General features: G+C 31.0%; 21 protein-coding genes and 1 pseudogene. 2 read left to right on the top strand and 20 right to left on the bottom strand.

The window, feature by feature from the left end; translation table 11 throughout:
• Positions 1-471: 471 nt before the first annotated feature.
• The 3 genes from CC89_RS02350 to CC89_RS02360 all read right to left on the bottom strand — a co-directional run bounded on the left by CC89_RS02350 (position 472) and on the right by CC89_RS02360 (position 2,733).
• Positions 472-783 (bottom strand): PTS sugar transporter subunit IIA, encoded by a 312-nt coding sequence (locus CC89_RS02350; protein WP_035287744.1) that lies wholly within the window; start codon positions 781-783, stop codon positions 472-474.
• 48 nt (positions 784-831) lie between these two features.
• Positions 832-1,440, bottom strand: a complete 609-nt coding sequence (locus CC89_RS02355; protein ID WP_035287745.1) for a copper homeostasis protein CutC — start codon at positions 1,438-1,440, stop codon at positions 832-834.
• Positions 1,441-1,773: 333 nt separating this feature from the next.
• On the bottom strand, positions 1,774-2,733 hold the full coding sequence (locus CC89_RS02360; protein WP_035287747.1) for a glycosylasparaginase: 960 nt from the start codon (positions 2,731-2,733) through the stop codon (positions 1,774-1,776).
• A gap of 279 nt (positions 2,734-3,012) precedes the next feature.
• Here CC89_RS02360 and CC89_RS02365 point away from each other — a divergent pair, with 279 nt between their 5' ends.
• Complete coding sequence (locus CC89_RS02365) at positions 3,013-4,611, top strand: sigma 54-interacting transcriptional regulator (RefSeq protein WP_035288658.1); 1,599 nt, start codon at positions 3,013-3,015, stop codon at positions 4,609-4,611.
• Between the two features lie 219 nt (positions 4,612-4,830).
• On the opposite strand, the gene pepV is transcribed toward CC89_RS02365, so the two are convergent.
• The 9 genes and pseudogenes from pepV to CC89_RS02410 form a co-directional block, all read right to left on the bottom strand.
• Complete coding sequence (pepV, locus tag CC89_RS02370) at positions 4,831-6,216, bottom strand: dipeptidase PepV (protein WP_035288661.1); 1,386 nt, start codon at positions 6,214-6,216, stop codon at positions 4,831-4,833.
• A gap of 30 nt (positions 6,217-6,246) precedes the next feature.
• Positions 6,247-7,350: a M42 family metallopeptidase gene (locus tag CC89_RS02375; RefSeq protein WP_035288663.1), complete on the bottom strand. Its 1,104-nt coding sequence runs from the start codon at positions 7,348-7,350 to the stop codon at positions 6,247-6,249.
• Positions 7,351-7,404: 54 nt separating this feature from the next.
• Complete coding sequence (locus tag CC89_RS02380) at positions 7,405-8,481, bottom strand: M42 family metallopeptidase (protein ID WP_051931335.1); 1,077 nt, start codon at positions 8,479-8,481, stop codon at positions 7,405-7,407.
• Positions 8,482-8,797: 316 nt separating this feature from the next.
• Complete coding sequence (locus tag CC89_RS02385; RefSeq protein WP_035288666.1) at positions 8,798-9,922, bottom strand: Sapep family Mn(2+)-dependent dipeptidase; 1,125 nt, start codon at positions 9,920-9,922, stop codon at positions 8,798-8,800.
• Positions 9,923-10,048: 126 nt separating this feature from the next.
• Positions 10,049-10,570 (bottom strand): GrdB-related putative oxidoreductase, encoded by a 522-nt coding sequence (locus CC89_RS02390; RefSeq protein ID WP_035287685.1) that lies wholly within the window; start codon positions 10,568-10,570, stop codon positions 10,049-10,051.
• Positions 10,571-10,581: 11 nt separating this feature from the next.
• Complete coding sequence (locus CC89_RS02395) at positions 10,582-11,931, bottom strand: PTS sugar transporter subunit IIC (RefSeq protein WP_035287689.1); 1,350 nt, start codon at positions 11,929-11,931, stop codon at positions 10,582-10,584.
• Between the two features lie 11 nt (positions 11,932-11,942).
• Positions 11,943-12,266 (bottom strand): PTS sugar transporter subunit IIB, encoded by a 324-nt coding sequence (locus CC89_RS02400; RefSeq protein WP_035287692.1) that lies wholly within the window; start codon positions 12,264-12,266, stop codon positions 11,943-11,945.
• A 124-nt stretch (positions 12,267-12,390) separates the two neighbouring features.
• Positions 12,391-12,903, bottom strand: a pseudogene (locus CC89_RS02405) (RDD family protein); the annotation flags it as partial.
• Between the two features lie 587 nt (positions 12,904-13,490).
• Positions 13,491-13,913 carry a DUF5684 domain-containing protein gene (locus CC89_RS02410; RefSeq protein ID WP_051931336.1) on the bottom strand — a complete coding sequence of 141 codons (423 nt, stop codon included), beginning with the start codon at positions 13,911-13,913 and terminating at the stop codon, positions 13,491-13,493.
• Positions 13,914-14,303: 390 nt separating this feature from the next.
• Between CC89_RS02410 and CC89_RS02415 the strand changes: the two genes are divergently transcribed.
• Complete coding sequence (locus CC89_RS02415; protein WP_035287698.1) at positions 14,304-14,978, top strand: ECF transporter S component; 675 nt, start codon at positions 14,304-14,306, stop codon at positions 14,976-14,978.
• A 524-nt stretch (positions 14,979-15,502) separates the two neighbouring features.
• On the opposite strand, the gene pdxT is transcribed toward CC89_RS02415, so the two are convergent.
• The 8 genes from pdxT to CC89_RS02455 form a co-directional block, all read right to left on the bottom strand.
• Complete coding sequence (gene pdxT, locus CC89_RS02420; RefSeq protein WP_035288697.1) at positions 15,503-16,123, bottom strand: pyridoxal 5'-phosphate synthase glutaminase subunit PdxT; 621 nt, start codon at positions 16,121-16,123, stop codon at positions 15,503-15,505.
• A 56-nt stretch (positions 16,124-16,179) separates the two neighbouring features.
• Positions 16,180-17,049, bottom strand: a complete 870-nt coding sequence (gene pdxS / locus CC89_RS02425; RefSeq protein ID WP_035288669.1) for a pyridoxal 5'-phosphate synthase lyase subunit PdxS — start codon at positions 17,047-17,049, stop codon at positions 16,180-16,182.
• A gap of 352 nt (positions 17,050-17,401) precedes the next feature.
• The gene (locus CC89_RS02430; RefSeq protein WP_035288672.1) at positions 17,402-18,340 is read right to left on the bottom strand and encodes a DUF4097 domain-containing protein; all 939 of its coding nucleotides are present in this window, start codon (positions 18,338-18,340) and stop codon (positions 17,402-17,404) included.
• 10 nt (positions 18,341-18,350) lie between these two features.
• Positions 18,351-19,010 carry a permease prefix domain 1-containing protein gene (locus CC89_RS02435; RefSeq protein WP_035288675.1) on the bottom strand — a complete coding sequence of 220 codons (660 nt, stop codon included), beginning with the start codon at positions 19,008-19,010 and terminating at the stop codon, positions 18,351-18,353.
• 2 nt (positions 19,011-19,012) lie between these two features.
• Positions 19,013-19,345 carry a PadR family transcriptional regulator gene (locus CC89_RS02440; protein ID WP_035288677.1) on the bottom strand — a complete coding sequence of 111 codons (333 nt, stop codon included), beginning with the start codon at positions 19,343-19,345 and terminating at the stop codon, positions 19,013-19,015.
• 338 nt (positions 19,346-19,683) lie between these two features.
• The gene (locus tag CC89_RS02445) at positions 19,684-20,361 is read right to left on the bottom strand and encodes a HesA/MoeB/ThiF family protein (RefSeq protein WP_035288700.1); all 678 of its coding nucleotides are present in this window, start codon (positions 20,359-20,361) and stop codon (positions 19,684-19,686) included.
• Position 20,362: 1 nt separating this feature from the next.
• Complete coding sequence (locus CC89_RS02450) at positions 20,363-20,590, bottom strand: MoaD/ThiS family protein (protein WP_035288703.1); 228 nt, start codon at positions 20,588-20,590, stop codon at positions 20,363-20,365.
• A gap of 321 nt (positions 20,591-20,911) precedes the next feature.
• Positions 20,912-22,738, bottom strand: coding sequence for an aldehyde ferredoxin oxidoreductase family protein (locus CC89_RS02455; RefSeq protein WP_035288679.1), 1,827 nt, complete (start codon positions 22,736-22,738; stop codon positions 20,912-20,914).
• Between the last annotated feature and the right edge of the window lie 265 nt (positions 22,739-23,003).

Consider the following 23,003-nt stretch of genomic DNA (forward strand, 5'->3'; position numbering starts at 1 on the left):
TTTAATTGAAGTATAAATATTAGCCCAGCAACACACTAATAACTAATGCTTATGCTCAGGTGTAACTCTAATTTAAGTATAACCCTAGATACACTCACTTCATGGTATATTTCTTGACAATTTTAAGTGAAAAATTACAACCTTTAAGTTAACTAAAAACTAATACTCCAGTGCACTGAAAGCTGTGAAATATCACTTAATTGTGTAATATATTAACATGTTCAATAAAAACTGTCAATAGTACAATTACAAATTTCCTTAAATGTTTTAATTAAACTATATCATGATTATCCCACAAAAGTATTACATTACTTAAATTATGAAATTTCTCTTGAATGACTTGCATAAGAAGCAAAGGAGCTGTTTAAATTTATTGTTCCCAGTTCTTATGCAAGTCATGGAGGAGAAATTTCATAATTCCACTACATTGTACCTTTTGTGGGCACTCTCTTTTGTGGTTGAATCATATGATTATTTTGAGTATTTTTTATGTGTTAAAATCATTTCCTCGGTAATTGCTTTTAATGTTTCTGTGGTCATCAATTGATCTTCTGCATGCATTAAAAGCAATGATACTTTTACTGGTTCGCCCGAAGCTTCTTGCTGAATTAATGAACTATGTGATTCATGAGCCTTTAATAAACTTGCCTCTGCATCTTCAACACATTTTTCTGCTAGCTCAAAATTCTCTTCTCTTGATGCTTTTAGAGCCTGAAATAAAGATGACTTTGCATCTCCTACATTACTAATTAATTGGAATGATATTAATTCTAAATCCTCCATACCTATCTCCTCTTTTCTTTTTTAACTGTCCATTATTAAATTTAACTTTTAAACTACCTTACTGCCATGAATTTCAGTTGCACCTGTATAATCTAAAATATATTGTCTATTTTCTTTGGTAACACCTTTTCCAGGCATAATTGTAATTCTTCCATTAGCATATTGGACTAAAGCTTTCAATTCATCTTTTCCCTCTAAGGCATTAACTTTTCCGCCTTTAGTTAATATTCTATCTACTTGCAAACTTACCAGCTGATCTATAGCAGAGAACTTGTCCTCTATTTCATCAAAAGCCATATGGAAAGTTACACTCATTGGCTTTGATATTTCTACTAGTTCTCTCACTGTTTTTATATCTATATTGCTATGGACTAAGGCACCAATAACTACTCCATGAGCACCTAATTCTTTAGCTATTTTGATGTCCTCTTTCATTATTTCTACTTCTTCCCTTGAATATTCAAAGGAACCCCCTCTTGGCCTAATTATAACCATTACAGGTATTTTTACATTAGCTATAGTTGTCTTTATAGTACCATAGCTTGGAGTAGTGCCATCCTCTAATAAATTATCACATAATTCTATTCTGTTGGCTCCTAACTTTTCCATAGAGATAGCATCTTTGAATTTTCCTACACAAGCCTCATAAATACTCACTGCTTTTCCCCCTTGTTTTATATGCTTATGAAACTCTCCCGCCACTTCTTATGCTAAAGTGCAGTTTTGTTGACTAATAATTATAAGTTTATTTCATATACCTATGCATACTTATAATATCATAACTGTATTTTAATCTACAAAACTAATTATTCTATAACATTGCTTTATCTATATATAATACTACTTTACCTATAACATTGCTTTATCTATAACACTTCTTAATCTATAGTGCTAGTTAATTCAAGAAACTAAAAAATGTGTATTTGAAAAGTACTGTAATGATGCAAAATGCTAGTAAAACTAATTTGAATTTTAAGCTATTATAATAAACTAATCAAATGTTATAGGAGATGTTATTCTTTTAGTGTATGCATCTAACCATTCCTGACTTGCTACTTCATAGGTTGTTTTTCCATCTACATTTTTACATACATAAACTGTAGGTTCCTTACTATCTGTAGCCACTGAAAAAGAAAATCCATCAATATTAGTTGCTACTCCAAATTCACCCTTATTATTTAAACATACTACAGATAAATCTCCTGCTTTCTTTCTCTTTTTAATTAATTTTTCATTCAAATCTTCAACAGCTTTATCTGCAGCTTCCTGTGGAGTACATCCATCTTTCATAAGTCTAACTATTTCATAGGAAATGCAGCCCTTCATTAAGTCTTCTCCAAGTCCAGTAGCTGTTGCTCCTCCCACTTCACTATCTACGTAGAAACCTGAACCACAAACTGGTGAATCACCAACTCTTCCTTTTCTTTTCATAAATAACCCACTAGTTGATGTACCAGAAGCCATAGAGCCATTAGCATCTAATGCTATCATACCAACGGTATCATGTCCATCATAAGGACTTAAACCTTTTTCTACAGTTTCTTTAACTCTTTTCTTGTAATGCATTTTAGCTCTATCTGTTAACATATTAACTCTTTCAAAGCCATTTTTATGAGCATATTCATCTGCTCCAGTTCCTACTAAAAAGCAATTGAATCTTTCGTCACTTAATTTTTTAGCTATACTTATAGGATTTTTAAAATCTCTTATACCAGCTACTGCTCCTATAGATAAAGTATCCCCATCCATATAAGCTGCATCTAACTCAACTTCACCGTTTTCATTTGGCAATCCACCATATCCAACTGATTTATAAAAAGGATAATCCTCAACCATACTAATTGCCTCTTCTATAGCATCTCCTGCTGGGGCTTTATCTTCTAATGATTTGCATGCCTTAGTTATTCCTTCAACTGCCATTCTCCACGTTGCTATTATTGCCCACTTCATAAACTTTTTCCTCCATTCTTAATTGTTAGTTATTGATACTTATTATCTATGCAATAACTATGCCAACTATAAAATACACAATGATTTTTCAATTTACTTATGCTTTTAAACACTTTTCCTAACTAATAATTGATTTTTGTATCAAGTGTATTGTAGAATAATACATATACACGTTTACATAGGTTATTTTTCTGCATAGTGTGTTTTATTTACACAATTATTGACACAATAATTTAAAATTAATTACACACTTCATTATTTATAAGGGGATAGGATATTATGAAAAGAATAGATTTAGTATACAATTCTATAAAAACATTAGATAAAGGTAGTGGAGTAACCACTATTGAAGTTAGTGAATTGTTAAATTTAGAGAGGTCTAATATAAGTAAAGACTTAAATTTACTAGTTAATGAAGGCTTATTATATAAAAATAGTTCGAGACCTGTAAAATACTTTTTAAACAATTCTACTAATGTAGATTTTACGGCAAAATCATCTATGGATAATCTAGCTTATCTCTATCCATCATTGATACCATCTATAAAACTAGCTAAAACAGCTATTTTGTATCCAGATAACGGAATGAATTGCCTGATTATCGGAGACACTGGTGTTGGTAAATCCATGTTAGCAAAATTAATGCATGAATATGCTAAATCACTAGATATTAAGAAAAACATGCCTTTTCTACATTTTAACTGCTCAGATTATTCAAATAACACCCAGCTATTAAGTTCCCATCTTTTTGGCGTAAAAAAAGGCACCTTTACTGGTGCAACTGAAAACAGAGCTGGACTAATAGAGCAGGCTGACGGAGGTATTTTATTCTTAGATGAAATACACAATCTTCCTAGTGAAGGTCAAGAAATGCTTTTTGTGTTTATGGATACAGGCTACTTTAAGAGATTTGGAGAGGTAACAAAAAAAATTCATTCTTCCGCTCGTATAATCTGTGCAACAAATAAGGATATAAGCTCTTCTCTTTTAGATACATTTATAAGGAGAATTCCAATAAAAATTTACATACCGGGATTAGAGGAAAGGCTTTTAGAGGAAAGACTTACCCTTGTAGAATATTTTATAAAAAATGAAAGTATAAAACTAAATAAGCCTATTTGGGTATCCTATAACACAATGCTTTGTTTATTATCCTATCATTGCCCTTATAATGTAGGTCAGTTGAAAAATGATATTAAACTAGCCATTGCTAACGCTTATTCAGACTATTTTATTCATAATAAGAAACAAATTAAAATAAATAGTCCCGATTTACCTGATGAATTAAAAAACATGCTAAATACTCAATTATCTCAAGAAAGGGTTTTATTAGATTCCTTAGATATGGTAGATGGCTATTTTATATATGATAAAAATTCCGTAATAACTAGTCATTCATTTTTAAAGCAGAAGCATATTATTCTCAATAGTTTTAAAAAGCTAATAAAGGATACTGCTAGTAATATGATTAATAAAGAAATAAGCAGTGAAGCTATCATTGACTTTTTTATAGATTATCTAAATATAATTAAAGATGTTGCTTCAAGTTATCAATACAGCCTTAATAATTCTGCATACGAGGAGTTCTTATCAAGTTTATCCAATTTAGATAATGAACTTACAAACTATTTCACTGATGATATAGTAAAAAATTTCTTTCGTATTCACCTTGATATGGTATATGACAGAATTAATCTAATGGACTTTGATTCTCTACCTACTTTAAATAAAATTAAATCTGTTTTTCCAAACTACTATACTATATCGTTAAGCTTAAAATCTGTTATAGAAAGAGTTTACAATATTAATTTATCTAATACAGAAATACTTTTCTTAACTATTTTTACTATATACTTATATGAAAGACCTAGTCTATAAAAGTATATAATCCAACCCAGCACTCAGTAATAGTTCATTCATTAATCTTTCACTGAGTGCTGGGTTATATATTGATTGAAAAATAAATCAGAAATTTTCTAAATGAAATGAAAAAAGTCCACATTATTGATATTGGATATTTGCTATTTATAATTTCAATTATTATCTAATATAAATTCTAAAAATCATGCGCAAAGTTGAGATATTAATATTACTAAATTATTTAGCTAATTCATAAATTGCTTTAGCATAAATTTTAATACATTTTTCAAGTAAGGATATTTCTATAAATTCATTAGCTTTATGAGCTAAATCCTCACTACCTTTAAATAAGGCTCCAAAAGCTACTGTATTAGGCATTAATTTAGCATAAGTTCCTCCACCTGTAGATAAAAGTTCCGCTTCCTCCCCTACTATATCTTCATATGATTTTTTTAAAGCTTTTATCATTTTATGCTCCTTTGGGAAATGCAATGGTGGATTATGATTTCCCATATGAAAAGTTAAATTAGTATCTTTTATTTTCTCATTAATATTGTTTACTATACTATCACTAGAAACTGTAACTGGATACCTAATGTTAAATCTCATGCGTATTTCTGAACTATTACCATTAATAATTCCCAAGTTTAAAGTTAAATTTCCAGACTCCTCATCCCAAAAATTTATTCCTAATTTACTTCCACTATAATCCTTTCCAATTAACTGTGAAAAATCCTTTAAAAACATTGTAAAGCTATCTTGAAAATCTAATATTTCATTTAAGTATAATATCATATTAGCTATAGCATTTTCTCCTGCTTCTGGTGTACTTCCATGAGAAGCTTTTCCTCTGCTTATTATAATAATGTGATTTTCATGAGATTCTAAATCTATTCTATACTTTTCCTTTAAACCTTCATCTTTAAATACCTGAAGTAATTTAGAATTGCCATCATGTATTATTTTACACTCACAATAATCAGGAACTATATTAGATTTTTTGCCACCTTTTATATAGTCTATTTTATAGCCACAAAGATTATTTTCTAACTTTTGAACTAATTCAAAGGTAAAAATACCCTTTTCAGAGGTTACTATTGGAAAGTATGCATCTGGAGTGAAACAATATTTAGGTGCTTTTTCTTTCTTTAAATAATAGTCTATATCCTCTGTACCAGATTCTTCATTAGTTCCAAAAATAATTCTAACTTTTTTGGATAATTTAACATTAGAATCCTTTAATAGTTTTGCTGCATAAAGAGCTGCCATTATTGGCCCTTTATCATCTATGGCTCCTCTAGCGTATAATTTTTCATCTTTTATTATAGGTTCAAAGGGATTTGTATTCCAACCATTGCCTTCCGGCACCACATCTATATGTCCTAATACTCCTACGTATTCATCACCCTGTCCAAACTCCGCATAGCCTACATAGTTATCTAAATTAACTGTATTAAATCCATAGGATTTAGCTATGTCCAATACACAGTTTAATCCTTTTGCTACTCCCTTACCAAAAGGATTAAATTCATCAGGCACATCTTTAATTGTTTTTTCCTTTAATACAATTTTTAAATCCTCTAAAAAACTATTATTTATTTTAATATCTTTAATAAATTCCATAATACTCACTCTCCTAAATTTTTCGTAAAGCTATCTATTATTATCTTTTATTTCTTCTATCAATTTCCAATTTAATATTTTACAAAACTCTGCAATAACCTTTACTGTTTGTACATAATCTTTTCGATGAATTATTAATCTAGGTGAATGCATATATCTTGTTGGTATAGATAATGTCATTGTTACAATACCCTGAAATGTTTTGTGTATATTTCCTGCATCCGTGCCGCCTGCAGTCATACAATCATAGTTTATATCTAATCCTAATTTCTCAGAAATTTCTTCTAACTTTTTAATTAATCCTCTATTCGCTAGTGTTGAAGAATCTAGTATACTAAGTATTACTCCTCCACCTAGTTTTACTTCCCCTTTATCCATTGGAGTATCCTTAGCTGTTGTCACATCTAATGCAAAAGCAATATCTGGTTTTACAACCTGTGTGGAAGTTCTAGCTCCTCTTAATCCCACTTCTTCTTGAACTGTGCCAACTGCATAAATATTTGCACAATGCTCAACGTTTTGAAGCTCCTTCAATACATCTATCGCCACTGCCACACCTATTCTGTCATCCCACGCCTTACCTGCTAAATAATTTGGATTATTCATAATCTTAAATTTAGAATTAGGCGTTATCATATCTCCAATTTGTATTCCCAATTCTTCTGCCTGTTCTTTTGTATCTATCCCTAAATCCATAAACAAATCAACAGGCTTAATTACTTTTGCCTTCTCTGAAACTGACATTCCATGTGGTGCACGACTTCCAATGATACCAGTAATTTTTTTACCTTTTGATGTGGTTAAAATCATTTCCTGTGAAGGCAATACATGTCCCCACCATCCCCCTACAGGTAATATTTTTATATAACCTTTGTCATCAATATCTCTTACCATAAATCCTACTTCATCCATATGTCCAGCAATCATAACCCTTGGTCCATTATTCTTACCTTTTTTTAGTCCAATAATCGATCCTAGGTTGTCATATAAAATTTCATCAGCATAATTATCTAAATACTTTTTAACAACTCTACTAACTTCTTTCTCACAACCTGATATTCCATCAGCTTCACTTAACTCCTTTAGCATTTGTAAATCTACATTGCCATATGGTTCTATCCTATTTTCACTCATGAGCTTTCCTCCAACACATTTATTCATATATTTTATACACTAAATATATGAATTTTATCTATTTTCTGACTTGAATTTTTCAATAGTTTCTTCATCTAATGATTTAATTACTTCTATGATCGCTTCTTTTGCAGCTATGTAATCATCCACATGAATAATTGAACTATTTGTATTTATATTTCTAGCACATATATTAATAGTTAAAGTTGGGCAACCTATAAGTAATTTATGAATCCATCCAGCATCTCCATCTCCCATGGAGTAAAAATATTGATGCTTTATATCTTTCGATTTACAAATATTAACTAAATGATTTAAAAGCGCTCTATTAGGCATCATAGATTTATCATAATAATTAATTAATACACCTTCTCCTAACTTACCCATTGATTCTTTATTACCATTCACATCATTTGCTCCTAAACAATCCATTACAATGCCTAAATCAGGCTTAATTAGATTAGTAGAAGTTTGAGCGCCTCTTAATCCAACTTCTTCTTGCACTGTACATCCAATATATAAATCCACATCTAAATCCACATCTTTTAACGCTTCTAATATTTCAATACCCATAACACAACCATAACGATTGTTCCAAGCTTTAGAAATAATTCTTTTATCTCCTGCCAACACTTCAAATTGCCCATCAGCTACAATTGAGTCTCCTAACTTTATTCCTAATTTATCAATTTCCTCTTTGCTAGTTGCCCCAATATCTACTAATAGTTTACTCACTTCTATTGCCTTAGACTTGTCTCTTTCAGAGCCATTATCTATTATACTTCCCTTAAATTCCTCGCCCTCTCTGTTTATTAATCTAACTCTTTGAGCTAATAAAGCTTGATTTTCAATATTGCCTAAAGGTAATATTTTAATTAATCCCATATCTGTAATTCCATTAACTATAAATCCCGCTTCATCCATATGCCCACAGATCATAACTCTCTTAGCATTTTCTTTTCCACAAGATTTTACTGCAAAAACTGAACCTAAATTATCGAAAATTATTTTATCTGTGTATTTTCTATAATGCTTTTGCAATGCCTTTGAAATGTATTTTTCATTACCTGAAATTCCGATTGTTTGAGTAATTTCTCTCATTAATTTTAGTGTGCTATCACTTAATTTCATATTTCTTTACCCCTTTTCTTTCATGTATGTCTTATTAATATGTGTGCGTCTTATTAATATGAACTAATAACATTATTATCCCACAAAAGCATTACACTACCTGAATTATGAAATTTCTCTGTAATGACTTGCATAAGAAGCAAAGGAACTATTTAAATTTAATTTTATATGGCTAAAAGATTAGAATTTCTTAAATTAAATTTATTGTTCCGAGCTTTTATGCAAGTCATAGAGGAGAAATTTCATAATTCCACCGCATTGTACCTTTTTGTGGTTTAATCATAACCTTAATAAAAATAATTTTGTTTATAATATTTTATTTTGCTAATTTATAAATTGCCTGAGTGTATATTTTTGCATTTAAAATAATATCGTTAATGTCCATATATTCATTAGGATTATGTGCAATACCCTTTTGTCCCGGAAAAGATGGTCCAAAGGGTACAATGTTAGGCATAAGTTTCGCATAAGTTCCACCTGTAGTTGTAACTGGAGTACCGTCTAAACAGGTAACTTCCTCATATGCTTCCTGCAAAGACTTAACTAAAAAACAATCTTTTTCAAACCTAACTGGATTATAATTTTGTAATAATTCTATTTGAAAATTAGTTGAAATTTTAGATTCTATTTGTTCAATTATTTCTTCTATAGTGCATACAGCTGGATAACTTAAGTCAAATTGAAAATTTAAACAACCTTCCTTCATATCTAAATAGTACTTTCGCATCTCCATAGATCCAAACTCTTTATCATTATAATTAATTCCTAATCTATCGCCATCTGATTTACTAGATAAAAAGTAATCGTTAACCATATTAAAAAATTCTTGCGTTAATTCTTCATAATTTTCTTTATACACCTTTGTTCCTATCTTAATTTTAGCCCTGCCCCTCTCACCATAAACCACTGGATACTTGCAATCAGGCGTAAACCCCATAATTGGAGGTTTTTCCTTTGTCAAATAATAATTTAAATCTTTAAATCCACTTTCTTCATCAGTACCAAATATAATGCGTACTGGTTTGTTCAATTTTAAATTACATTCCTTTATGACATATAATGCATATAAAGCACTAATAATTGGTCCTTTGTTGTCTAGTACCCCTCTACTATAAATTTTGCCATCTTCAACGTGTCCACTAAATGGTGGGTTATTCCATCCCTCTTCTATAGGAACCACATCTAAATGTCCTAAAACTCCTATATAATCTTCTCCTTCACCTAATTGTGCATATCCCATATATCCATCAATATTTTTTGTTTTAAAACCTAATTCTTTAGAAATTTCTAGTGCCTTCATTAGTGCATTATTAACATTTTCTCCAAAGGGTGCCTGTGGCTTTGCTTCACCCTTTATACTTGGTATTTTTACCACTTCTATAATATGTTCTATTAGACTATCTTTTAATTCATCTATTTTATTATTTAAAATTTTTTCCATACTATGCTTGTGCTTTAAATCTAATATTTTATATTCACATAATTTGTATATTTTATAAAAGCACTACCTCCATATTTCATATTCTTATGTGAAAAGGTAGTCTAACTAAATTAGACTACCTATTTTTTAATAACATATTTTCTTTATATAATCACTTATATCTCCGCCGTCAACTTTCTTCTTAGCTAAAGCACAAATATTTCTAAGTGATTCACTTAACCCTGTTCCACCCTTTTTAGGCATAACTACAATATTTACTAAATCCTTATATTCTGAGATAGTTTCTTCATTTTCCTTTGACATTGCAGCTATAGCTGGAATATCAGTTTTTTCATTTATTTCATGAGCTAAAACTGCACACATTTTTGCATATCCAGCATAATTAAAAGCTGGTCCACATATAACTACATCTGGATTGATTTTTTTTACCATGGCAGTCATTTTTAATTTTACCTCATCTTCATTTTTTTTAAAAAATCCATCTCCACAATATAAACAAGCTACAACCTTTCCATCTACTTGTTTTAATGCCGGTTCTAACATACTTGCTGAACCTATAGCCATAGCTTTACCACCTAAAGGCAAATTAGGGTTTTCCTTACCACCTTGCCCTGCTTGGGTTTGGTCAAATATCATTAAAACCTTCATTGCTTTACCTCCTAAAGGTCATCAAAAGATAAATCATCAAATGAAATATCTTCTTCGTCTGATGCGTTATTCTTTGCTTCTTCTTCATCTTTTAAGTATTGTTTATCTAACATTTTTATAAATGGATAGTAAATTAAACATCCAAGTACTAGCAATCCTATTTGCCATACTCCTGCAAATAAGCTTCCTGTGGATAGGTATCCTGAAAATCCTATTGGAGTAGTCCATGGCAATGATACCCCTGTAGTATAAGGAATAATTCCCGCCTTAGTTGCAAATGTAGAAAGCATCAAATTGATTATTGGAACTCCAACAAAAGGAACAATTAATATTGGATTTAATACAATAGGTAATCCAAAAATAATTGGTTCATTTATTCCAAATATTCCTGGGACAATTGACAACTTACCTAATTGTGTAATTCTCTTTGATTTACAGAATAATAACATTACTATAACTAGTGAAAGAGTACTTCCGCCCCCTCCAAAACCTGTAAAAAAGTTTGAGAATGGGTCTGTAAATATATTTGGTAATGCCTTTCCTGCTTCAAATGCTTCCAAATTTTCGATTGTTAATATTTTGAAAATTGGTGAGAATACTGAATTTGCAACTGCTGGACCATTGATTCCAAAGAACCAGAAAACTGTACATACCAAGCTATAAATAATTTGTGCTATTAATGTGTTTCCTGCTCCTTGCAGTGGTGTTTGTAATACTGTATATATGAAATTATGTGCTGATTCAAATGGTGTAAGCTCAAATCCTACACGTACAAGGAAAAATATACCAATAACTATTGCACTAGGAATTAAAGCTGCAAATGAGTCACATACTGCTGGTGGGACTCCATCTGGCATTTTAATTGTCCAACCTTTTTTATAAGCCCAAGTAAATACATATACTGATAATATAGATACAATAAGTGCCAAAAATATACCGTTAGAACCTACGTATTCAAAACCTAGTGCACTCATAGTTTCTTTACCTTTAACACCTTCAAATGGAATTCTTGTTGGCATAAGAATAATAAAGGCAACCATTGCTACGGCAGCACCTTGAATTTTGTCCCCCTTTAGTTCTCTAGCATAAGCATATCCTGTACCTACACAAGTTAATAAAGCAATTATATTGAATGTTGCTCTAGATACATTTGTAAACCATGCTTCCCAACCTTCTCCAAGAAATCTTGTCCAAAACTCTGACCAGCCTGGTATTGGGAAATTAGCTATTAATAAGAAAATGGATCCTACTATAAGTAATGGTGTTGTTATTAAAAATCCATCACGAACTGCAACTAAAATTTTATTTTTTCCAAGCTTATCTGCAATTGGAACTAATACTCTTTCTAATGTTGCAAACATTTTAAGCCCCCCTATTTTTTATTTTTTTTAATAAGTATAATTGCCTTTTTTAAAACCTTTTCTCCATCCATCATTCCATAATCTGCTGAATCGATTACTGATATTGGAGCATCGATATCTTTAAATCTTTCCACAGTTTCTTCATATAAATATTTAACCTGTGGTCCTAACAATATACAATCTGGGTTAAGAGTATCAACAATTTCCTGCAGCTTGCCATGTGGAAAAGCCTTAACCTCAATTGGAAGTTTATGAGCATCTGCTACATTTTGCATTTTTTGTGCTAATAAACTCGTAGACATACCTTGACTACAGAATAGATATATTTTTTTCATAGTTTCCACCTACCTTCTTAAATGTTATTTTATTTATATATAATAAAAAAATAAATAATCTAATTAATTAACTTTCACTCTTTGCATTTTAATTACATTTGTCTGAATTATTTGCACCTTATAGTTACATCCTAACTACCTTAGTTTTACCGATGTAATCATGAATCATCCTTTTTTCAACTGTTGCATACATTAATATAACTGATACTATGGTAATTATAGTACCTATGTACTCAAGTACCACATAGTATCTATTAGAATTTAATCCTAATCGAATCATTTGACGTAAGTATTCACTACTAGAAACAATTCTACCCTCCACAAGCATTATTCCAATAATTTCACGTCTAAACATAGTTTTTAAACTAACATCCTTATTATCCATTCTAATTACCTTTATACCTAGTAGTTTCTTACCTAAAGTTTGTCCCTTATACAAAAATGTTGGTATTAGGAGATAATATGCAGAGGATGCTAGTATTGCTAAAATTCCAGCCAGCATGCCACTTTTAAATGACATTGCTGATAAAGAACTCGCAATGGTAGCTTGTCCGGTATCCATGCTGTAAATAAGCATTACAGGTACTCCTGCTAATACGGACGCTAAATACCAGTCAACCATCATAGCAACTGCTCTTCTCCATACACTTACATCTTTATACTCCTTATTTTTTTATTCTCTTCATTTAATAATTTCTCTTTGCTTTTAACCATTATACTCTCCTATTTTTTAAATAGCATTAATTTAAATATGTATACCTTATCATTATCTATACTAGCTACATTATTGTTCCTTACACATATAATTTAAATAGCAATTGTTATGCCAATTGCTATTCAACACTAAAATATCAGATTTTTCAATGGTTTCATATATAATATTTCATTTTAGAGCTAAAGTGTATTATAATAAAATACACTTTTCTATTATTTTTTATTTTTATTTCATTAGTGTGTTGTTTTTTGTACATTTTATTTATAGTGTATCATATGTTTTTTATAATTTATACATTAAAAAAATTATATTAAACTCACCTAAAAACTAAAAGATTCATGTAAAGTTGTATAACCTTGCATGAATCTTTAATTTACACTATGTGGACTCTTTTCCTTTTCTACTTACTTAGCATGAATTAATTCTTAATCCTCCAAATAAATAGAGCTAAAACCAATAAAAATCTAAAAGTTAGAATAAAGATTAATTCTTACTCTCCTTTATAGGTTTTAAAATTTTCTTTTTGAGAATTTATTTACTCCTATATATCTAACCTTGTAACAGAAAGCCATATAAAGTAAATATATCCATGCCACAAGTATAAATATTATACTCAATACCATCCATATTGTAGGCGTCTTAAATCTCTGATAAAATTCCACATACCATACTATATATAAAATGGCCAAAATTAATGGACCTATAAATGGTATTATTATAATAAAGGCAAATAATATATTCCACGCACTCTTATCAATTATGTGGAAAAAAATTATAAATTGGAAAAAAGGAATAAAAGCTATCCACCTATTATTAAGGTCTGCCTTTTCAGCTAACCTATAATATGAAATAGCTTGAATCACATAGCTTATAACTAAAGCCCAAATAAAATAAATGTTATTTAAATAGGAATAGTAATTGCAACCAAACATAACGTCCCTCCCTTAAATTGCTCTATACTTATATGCTATTCAAAAGAGCATTACAAATGCTAGTCCCAAAGTATTACAAACGACTTTTTTATATGTTTTATAAATATATGAGAAATATTACAGTAAATGCTTCATATATCTATAATTACGTTTTTTATATGTAAACTACCTTCAATAATTGCTACAAATAGTAAAAGTAACATCATATAAGCACACAATATTTTTTAAAATTTATTATTTCCTATTGATTTATAAAAATCCGGTGCTATACTAATATCGTATGTAAAAGATGGTATTTATTGCAAAGCCATACTATTTACGTGCTTTTCTTAAACAAACACTTAAATTCCAAATTATATCCCATTGGAATAAGAATGGAGGAATGTAAAAATGTCAGAAAAGACAGTGGAAAAAAGAAAATTTTCCACAAAACAAATCACTGTTACAGGTATGCTTTCTGCTATATCTGTAGTACTTGGTATTACTGGTTTAGGTTATATACCTATACCACCATTTCACACAACTATAATGCACATACCTGTGATTATAGGTTCACTTCTAGAAGGCCCTGTAGTTGGCGGAATACTTGGTTTAATATTTGGATTAACCAGTATATTTCAAGCTATAAAAACCCCAGGACCAGTTTCCTTTATATTTATAAATCCCTTAGTAGCGGTACTTCCTAGAATATTAATAGGAATTACACCTTACTATATGTACAAGCTATTAAAAAAGATTAAATTTAATAAACTAAAAGAAAAAGTTTACTCCAATGACGGTACTACTAAATGGGGAAAATTCACTAGATATCTGGTAGATTATATTCAATTAATATTGTCCATAACCGTTGGCTCATTCACCAATACCATAGGTGTATTAGGCATGATATACGTTTTATATCTAAATGAATATATAACGGCCTTAGGAGTTAGTAGTTCTGCTGCTAATAAGACTTTTCTACTCTTAGTTTTAAATGGATTTGTTTCAGCTTCTATGGCTATTTTAGTTTCATTACCTATTGTAAGAACCGTGAAAGCTGTATATTATAAAAATAAAAAGCTATAATACTATACTTAATACTGCTATAGCTAGAAATAAGAAATAATTGGGTATAGTTAACAACTTTTAGCTCTAAATACACTAAAACTTTTGCAGGTTCCTGGGGACAGTTAATAACTTTTGTGGAGACCTATAAAATGATTATCCCACAAAAAGCATTACATTACCTGAATTATGAAATTTTTCTGCAATGACTTCCATAAGAAGCAAAGGAACTGTTTAAATTTAATTTTAGAAATTCTTCTTTTAGACAAACAAAATTATCGTAAGCCTAGCAAGGACGCCAGGCTAGCGAATCTGAGGCAGGGCGCTGAATGTGAGCGTTAGATAATTTTATATGGCTAAAAGATTAGAATTTCTTAAATTAAATTTATTGTTCCGAGCTCTTTTGAGGAGAAAATTCATAGTTCCACCACATTGTACCCTATTGTGGATTAATCATAAAATAAAAATAACAATTAAATGTCCAAAATAGAAAACAAAGAGAGCAGTTAACTGCCCCCTATTAAAAGTACCTAATACTTTTTATTCTAACTATACCTATTATTTTTACCTAAAACAAATTTCTCAATAAAATACTTATGAAATTCCAAACTACTGGAAAGTTCTGGGTGAAAAGAAGTAACTAATATATTTTTCTCCTTGGCTGCTACTATATTTTCACCTACTTTATGAACAACTTTTGTTTCTTTAGAAACTTCTACTATATAAGGTGCTCTTATAAATATAAGCTCTAATGGTTCATTACAAACTTCATATATATTATCCAATGTAACAAAGCTATCTAATTGAGAGCCATAGGCATTTCTCTTAACCTTTATATCCATTACTCCAAGATGGCATATATCTTCTCCTTCTATTTCCTTAGCTAAAAGTATCATACCCGCGCAAGTTCCCCAAGCTGGAAGCCCTTTACTTATAGCTTCTGCTAACGGATGTAAAATATTTCTTTCTCTCAATATTTTACTTATAGCAGTACTCTCTCCACCTGGCAATATAATGCCATCTATTTGATCTAAATCTTCTATTTTCTTAACTTCTATAGCATCATATCCTAGCTTTCTTATGTGATTTATATGTTCTACTACCCCACCTTGAATAGCCAAAACTCCTATAACTAAGTGGCCTTTAGATTCGAATTTCTTATCCATATCTAGCTGTTCATTAGCATTAACATGCTTTTTCATATCCAAATCGCAGCTGAAAATTACCATCCTCTCTCAGCATATCTAGTTGATAAATCCTTTAGCTCTAAACCGCTCATAGGCTCACCTAAATCCTCAGATACTTCTGCAATAATCTTAGGATCATTATAATAAGTGGTAGCCATCACTATAGCTTTGGCTCTTTTTTCTGGATTTGAAGATTTAAATATTCCTGAGCCTACAAATACTCCCTCTGCCCCTAGTTGCATCATGAGAGCTGCATCTGCTGGCGTTGCTATTCCCCCTGCTGAGAAATTAATTACTGGAAGCTTATCATTTTCCCAAACGTATTGTATCAAATCATAAGGAGCTCTCATTTCTTTAGCTATACTCATGAGTTCTTCTTTTCCTGCATTTTTTACCGTTTTCATATCATTTATTATAGTTCTCATATGAGTTACAGCTTCCACTACGTTCCCCGTTCCTGCTTCACCTTTCGTTCTTATCATAGAGGCCCCTTCTCCAATTCTTCTTAAAGCTTCTCCTAAATTTCTAGCTCCACAAACAAACGGCACCTTAAAATCTTTTTTATTTATATGATAAACCTGGTCTGCTGGAGTTAAAACTTCACTTTCATCTATATAATCTACTCCAATAGCCTCCAAAATTTGAGCTTCTACAAAGTGACCTATTCTAACTTTAGCCATAACAGGAATAGAAACCGCCTCTTTTATTTCTTTTATCATCTTTGGATCAGACATCCTAGCTACTCCACCCTGTTTTCTAATATCTGATGGAACTCTCTCCAATGCCATAACTGCAGAGGCCCCTGCCTTTTGAGCTATTTCAGCCTCCTTTGCATTAACCACATCCATAATTACTCCGCCCTTTAACATTTGAGCAAGATTTTTATTCAATTCATATCTCTCCATTACTAATCCCCCTATAAATAATAGTTTCTTTTGAAATACAGTATATTATTTACAAATGAATTTTTCAAATGTATCGATACATATAGCCTATCTATTATTATAGCATTGATACATACTTTATATCTGTTTATTATATTTTTCATAACGCTAAAAAAACAGGACATTACTGTCCTGTTGTAATTTCATAATATTCCAACATAATTAAGTCTATTTTCCAGGGCTGTGGCATTAAGAAATTCACATGCAATATATTGTTTTGCAATTTTAAAATAATATCTCGTAGAATTTATTCTTAGTGCAACAGTCCCATTTTAATATGCCTTTACCTTTTAATCTTCCCTACACATATTCATTACGGCACCTTTACAACATCAATATTTCCAGAGGTTGTATTAGTATTGATTTTTTTATATGGTGCAGAGCCTATCTTACCATAAGCTTCATTTTTTTTCTCACTTTCATAATCCATATGGAAATCAGAGTGGATATCTCCTGAAGTACATTTTCCAGTGAACTTAAAGCTTATTTTTTCCGGAATCTCTATTTTAATATTTCCTGAAGTAGATTCTATATTTGAATAATCACTAATGTCTTTATATCTTATTTTTATGTTTCCCGATGTTGCATGTGCATTTCCAGAACCTTCAAGAGAATCTATAGATATATTTCCTGATGAAGCATTAAACCCATAGTTTTTTGAATCTATTTTTTCTACATTTATATTTCCAGAAGTAGTTTTCAAAATGACTTCATTGGCCTTAATGTGATATTGTCCTTTAAAATTTCCAGAACTCTGAGTAGATTTTAAATTATTTAATGTTAAATCAGACTCAATTTTAACATTACCTGAGCTTAAATTTATCTGCAAGTTCTTATTATAATCTTTAGGTATATATACTTCTATTTTTTCATTTAAATTAAAACCAAATATAAAAAACACCCTTTTACTTTGATCTTTTTTAATAGATATATTATTACCTTCTTTAGTTATTATAATTTTTTCTTTTTCATTAATTTTGCCTGTAGCTTTTTGAACTACTTTAAGCTTCTTCTCATCTGTTGATTTTATAATTACATTAGAGCTATGAAAATCTAACATTATATTCTCACAGTTATCTATTGATGTATTTTCCTCATGCTTAATTTCATAGTTATTATTCTCTATATTTAATAAAGAAAAAATATCTCCAGAACTTTTTCTATAATAAATGCCATTTATTAAAATCGTTGTAAAAAACACTGCAACAATTGCCAATATTACTATTCTTATTTTTATTAAAATTTTATCCATAATTAATTCCTCACTGTTTTTTTAATTGAAAACTTAATACTATAATTTTTTCTATGGCAGCACCTATTATAAATATAATCCAAGAGTATGCCCAACTGCCAAAGAGGAAACTTATAAAAATATAGGCAACTATAATAATCATCCACAATATGGACTTAATTGAACTCAATATTTGCTTGTCCTTTTCATTGCAGTACTTCCATTCCTTGAATTCTTCTACTACAGTGTCTTCTTCTCTTAAATACTTTGGCCTAGAACTATTATCGTATATTAACATACATGTAGCCACACCGCACATTAAAATCATTATACAAACTGCCAAGTTTTCATTAATATCAAAAACTTCTGTAAATAAAATAAGCACAACCACACTCATTATATATATACCTATAGCTGCTGTTAAAATTATTGCATGTTTTCTTCTCTCCTTTTCTATATTTAAATAGCCATTGACATCTTTTTCTTCCAACCCTCTAAAAAGTTCATTTACGTCTCCTATTCCATCAATAGCTATTTCTATAGCATCTTCTTCACTCTTTCCTTCGTTTATCAAATCATTATATTTTTCTATAAGATTTCCCCAGAGCTCATCCTTAAGTTCCATTGCAGCTTTTGTTTTCGGTACATACTGAAAAATTTCATTAAATCTATTGCGTAAATTTTCATGCATAATTAAACACCCCCATCAATCAAAGTATCTATTATTTTTTTTGATTGCTCCCATTCTTGTTTATTTTGCTTTAGTGCCGCCCTACCAATTTCCGTTATAGAATAATATCTTCTTCTTGCTCCTGTAGTTTCATTTCCCCAGTAGGATGTTATCATAGAGGCTTTTTCAAGCCTTCTAAAGGCTGAATATAGTGTAGCTTCTTTTAATTCATACTGGTTATTTGTTTTCTCCTTTATAGACTTGTTAATCTCGTATCCATAACTATCTTTATCTACTAAATTAGCTAAAATTATAGTTTCTGTATGACCCCTTATTATATCGGAAGTTATAGACATATACCCACTCCTTTCAATTCATGTATACTATATATTCTTTATCCTTAGCATATATTTCAATACAATCTAATTGTTATGATTACAGTATAATTGTATATACCTCGCCTGTCAAGGTATATATTTTATTTATATATGTTTTTTTGTAATATACATTTTTTTTAGAAGCTACAGTAAGAATCTACGAGTAAAATGGCTAGTTACTTATTCCTTTTAGAACAATGAGAAATAAATAAAAGTATGCAAAAACAAGCAGTAATAAACAAAAATAGATGGAAATGGACGATAATAGACAAAAAACGGTAGGTGCCAGGCACCTACCGTTTTACCGTTTTACTGATTTACCATTCTATTGTTTGAAAATCTTGCCACAAAAGATCTATCATCAGTATTTTGTTTCTTAAGATTTCTCCCCTGTTTAGTAGTAACTTTACTGCTTCACTTACCTGTATGGAGGCAACCACTGCTGGGGTAAAGGAAGGATTTCCAAGAGTAGTTTCTATACCCTTTTTATTTTTATCCTTGTAAATATTATTTAAGGTTCTGTCTCCTGGAAATATGGTTGTGACTTGACCATACCATCCTGCGATGGCTCCATGTACGAAAGGTATTTTAAGTTTTTCACAGGCCTCTTGAAGCAAAAATCTAGTTTCTATATTATCCACTGCATCAATAACCACATGATGACCTTTTAAAATATCCCACACATTATCCACATTAATGAAATACGTAATAGCTTCTACCTCTATTAAATCATTAACTATTTCCATTCTTTTTTTAGCTTCTATAGCTTTATTTCTGCCCAAATTTAAATTACTGCTGATGATCTGTCTATTTAAATTAGACTCACTAAAGCTATCTCCGTCCACTGCTGTTATGTGTCCTATTCCAAGCCTGCCTAACATTTCAATGATGTATCCGCCTAATCCGCCACATCCAACTACACACACTGAAAAATTCTTGAGTTTTTCATTTTCCTCTGGGGAAAGAGCCTTCATGTTTCTTTCATATCTACTGATTTTAACCACCTCCCACTGGTGGAAATAATGATAATACGTCTCCATCTTTTAAAAGGGTATCTGCGGTGCCATCTCTTCCATTTATAAGTAATATAGCCACCTCTTCCACAGGAATCTGGAGTTTTTGTAGTATATCTCTAGGTACTATTTTCTCCTCGCTTATTTCCATAAAATATTTTTTCTCTCTACCCTCTCTAAAATATGCAAATAACCGAACTTCAATCTTCACTTTCTCACCTTCTTTCAACTTTTCATCCTACGCCTGCCTACCATAATGCTTCAATTTTATACAGTTATCCAGTAACAACAGAAAGGCCTCCATTTCTTAATATTGAAAGCCTTTCTATTTTCTTAAAGCTATTTTATGATTATCCCACAAAAATCATTACATTACTTGAATTATGAAATTTCTTTGGAATGACTTTCATAAGAAGCAAAGGAACTGTTTAAATTTATTGTTCCCAGCTCTTATGCAAGTCATGGAGGAAAAATTTCATAATTCCACTACATTGTACCGGGTTAATCATTATTGTACCTTATTGTGGGTTAATCATTTTATATATTCCTCATATTCTTCAAGTCCTAATTTGTTTAGGGTTTCTGCTGTTGGTATACCTTTCTCATCCCAGCCTCTTACTGAGTAATATTCAGGAAGCAATTCACTTAATTTATGAACATATCCCTTAGAAGGTCCATCTGGAATAGGGTCCTTAAGCAATCTCTTTGGAAGTGTATCATGTGAACTATCTATGCCTGCCTGTAAGTTAAATAATTTTTCTAATGTCCAAACTCTATCTCCTGCAAGCATCATAGACTCTGCATCATGCAACTCTCCGCCTACAACAACATTGTACATATCTACATAATCCTGTACTCCAAGTCCAAAAGTTGTAAATATACATAAACCTAAAGAATCTATTACAGCTGTTAAGTCATGGAATATCTTAGCATAAGCTGCTTTTCCTTCTAGTGAAAATCTATCAAGTTTTTCTGGATATCCAAGTATTTCTGGACTTATCATGTAGCCTTTTATATGGCAGCCGCCTCTATTGTTAACTGCATAAGTTATTCCGTGACCTTGAATTCCTCTCGGGTCATATGCTGGCAATTCTTGTTTTTTAACTGTCATAGAGAATTCTGGAACACCGTAAGATTCACATAGTCTGTAAGAACCATCTGCCATCTTATCACCAAAGCCTTCTCTTAATCCCATTTTTCTTGTCCATCCCACAACAGCCTCTGCATCTCCCCATTTTAAAGATAATCCATCTGCCGCAATGTCCTCATCTTTTATATATCCTTTTTCATATAATTCCATAGCTGCTGCAATAGTTGCACCTGCAGAAATTGTGTCAAGGCCATACTCATTACAAAGCATATTAGCCACGTTAATAGCATTTAAATCATAAACGTCACAGTCAGAACCAAATGACCATAAAGTCTCATATTCAGGACCTCCACATTCCGTTCCGTCATCTAGTTTTACCCATCTACCACAAGCTATAGGGCATCTATAACATGGATTCTTTCTCACAAGACAATCCTTAGTAAGAGTTTCTCCACTTATTTTATCTGCCTCGTCAGTGTATGATTTTTGGAAGTTTCTAACTGGATGTACTCCATTTTCATTAATTATATTCACTAGAACCGCCGAGCCATAAGTAGGTAGTCCGCCCCCTGCCACTGGGTCATCTCTTAATATTTTAATCTTTTCTGCAGATACCTTTTTAGCTTCTTCCTCATTGGCTACTTGAACTTTGCCTGAACCTTTAACTACTATAGCTTTTAAGTTTTTAGAACCCATTACAGCTCCAACGCCACCTCTGCCCGCAGCTCTGTCCACATCGTTCATGATGGCACCTAAAAGTGAAAGTCTTTCTCCTGCTGGCCCTATGCATAACACCTTTGCTTTGGCATTTGTTTCCTTGCAAAGCATCTCAGTAGTTTCCAATGAAAGCTTACCCCATACGTGATTCGCATCTCTTATTTCTACTTTATCATCCTCAATATTCACATAAACATGGTCATCCGCTTTACCTTCTATTATTATCATGTCATAACCTGCATTTTTAAGCTCTGTTCCCCATTTTCCACCGGAGTTTGCTATTCCAATAGTTCCAGTTAAAGGAGCCTTAGTTACTACCATATATCTTCCGCTGGTTGGCATAGGTGCGCCTGTAAGTGGCCCTGTAACTATTATAAGTTTATTTTCAGGAGATAGAGCATCTATCTTAGGATCGATTTCTTCAAATAAAGTTTTAACCCCAAGTCCTCTACATCCTATAAACTTTTTAGCCTTTTTCTCGTCTAATGGCTCTAAAGTGCACTTTTTATTAGTTAAGTCGATTCTCAAAACCTTTCCATTATAACCGTACATATGCAATTCCTCCTATATAAATTCATTTGCTAATTTATATGAGCAAATTGCATGCCAAACAAATTCTAGTTCAACAGCTTTATTGTTCCCTAATAAAAAACATTGTTTTGGAGCATTAATTATTAATGTTTCAACAAACAGTATTGCTGATTTAATAAGCATTGTTTCTGATTAAACAAACTCTATTATAGTTCAAATACCCGCTATTACTGACTTAATAAGAATATTTCGCGATACTACTGTGTTTTCATGTTTTTTAGCTGTT

The organism is Clostridium sp. KNHs214, from assembly GCF_000744935.1.
Classification (GTDB): Bacteria; Bacillota; Clostridia; order Clostridiales; family Clostridiaceae; genus Haloimpatiens.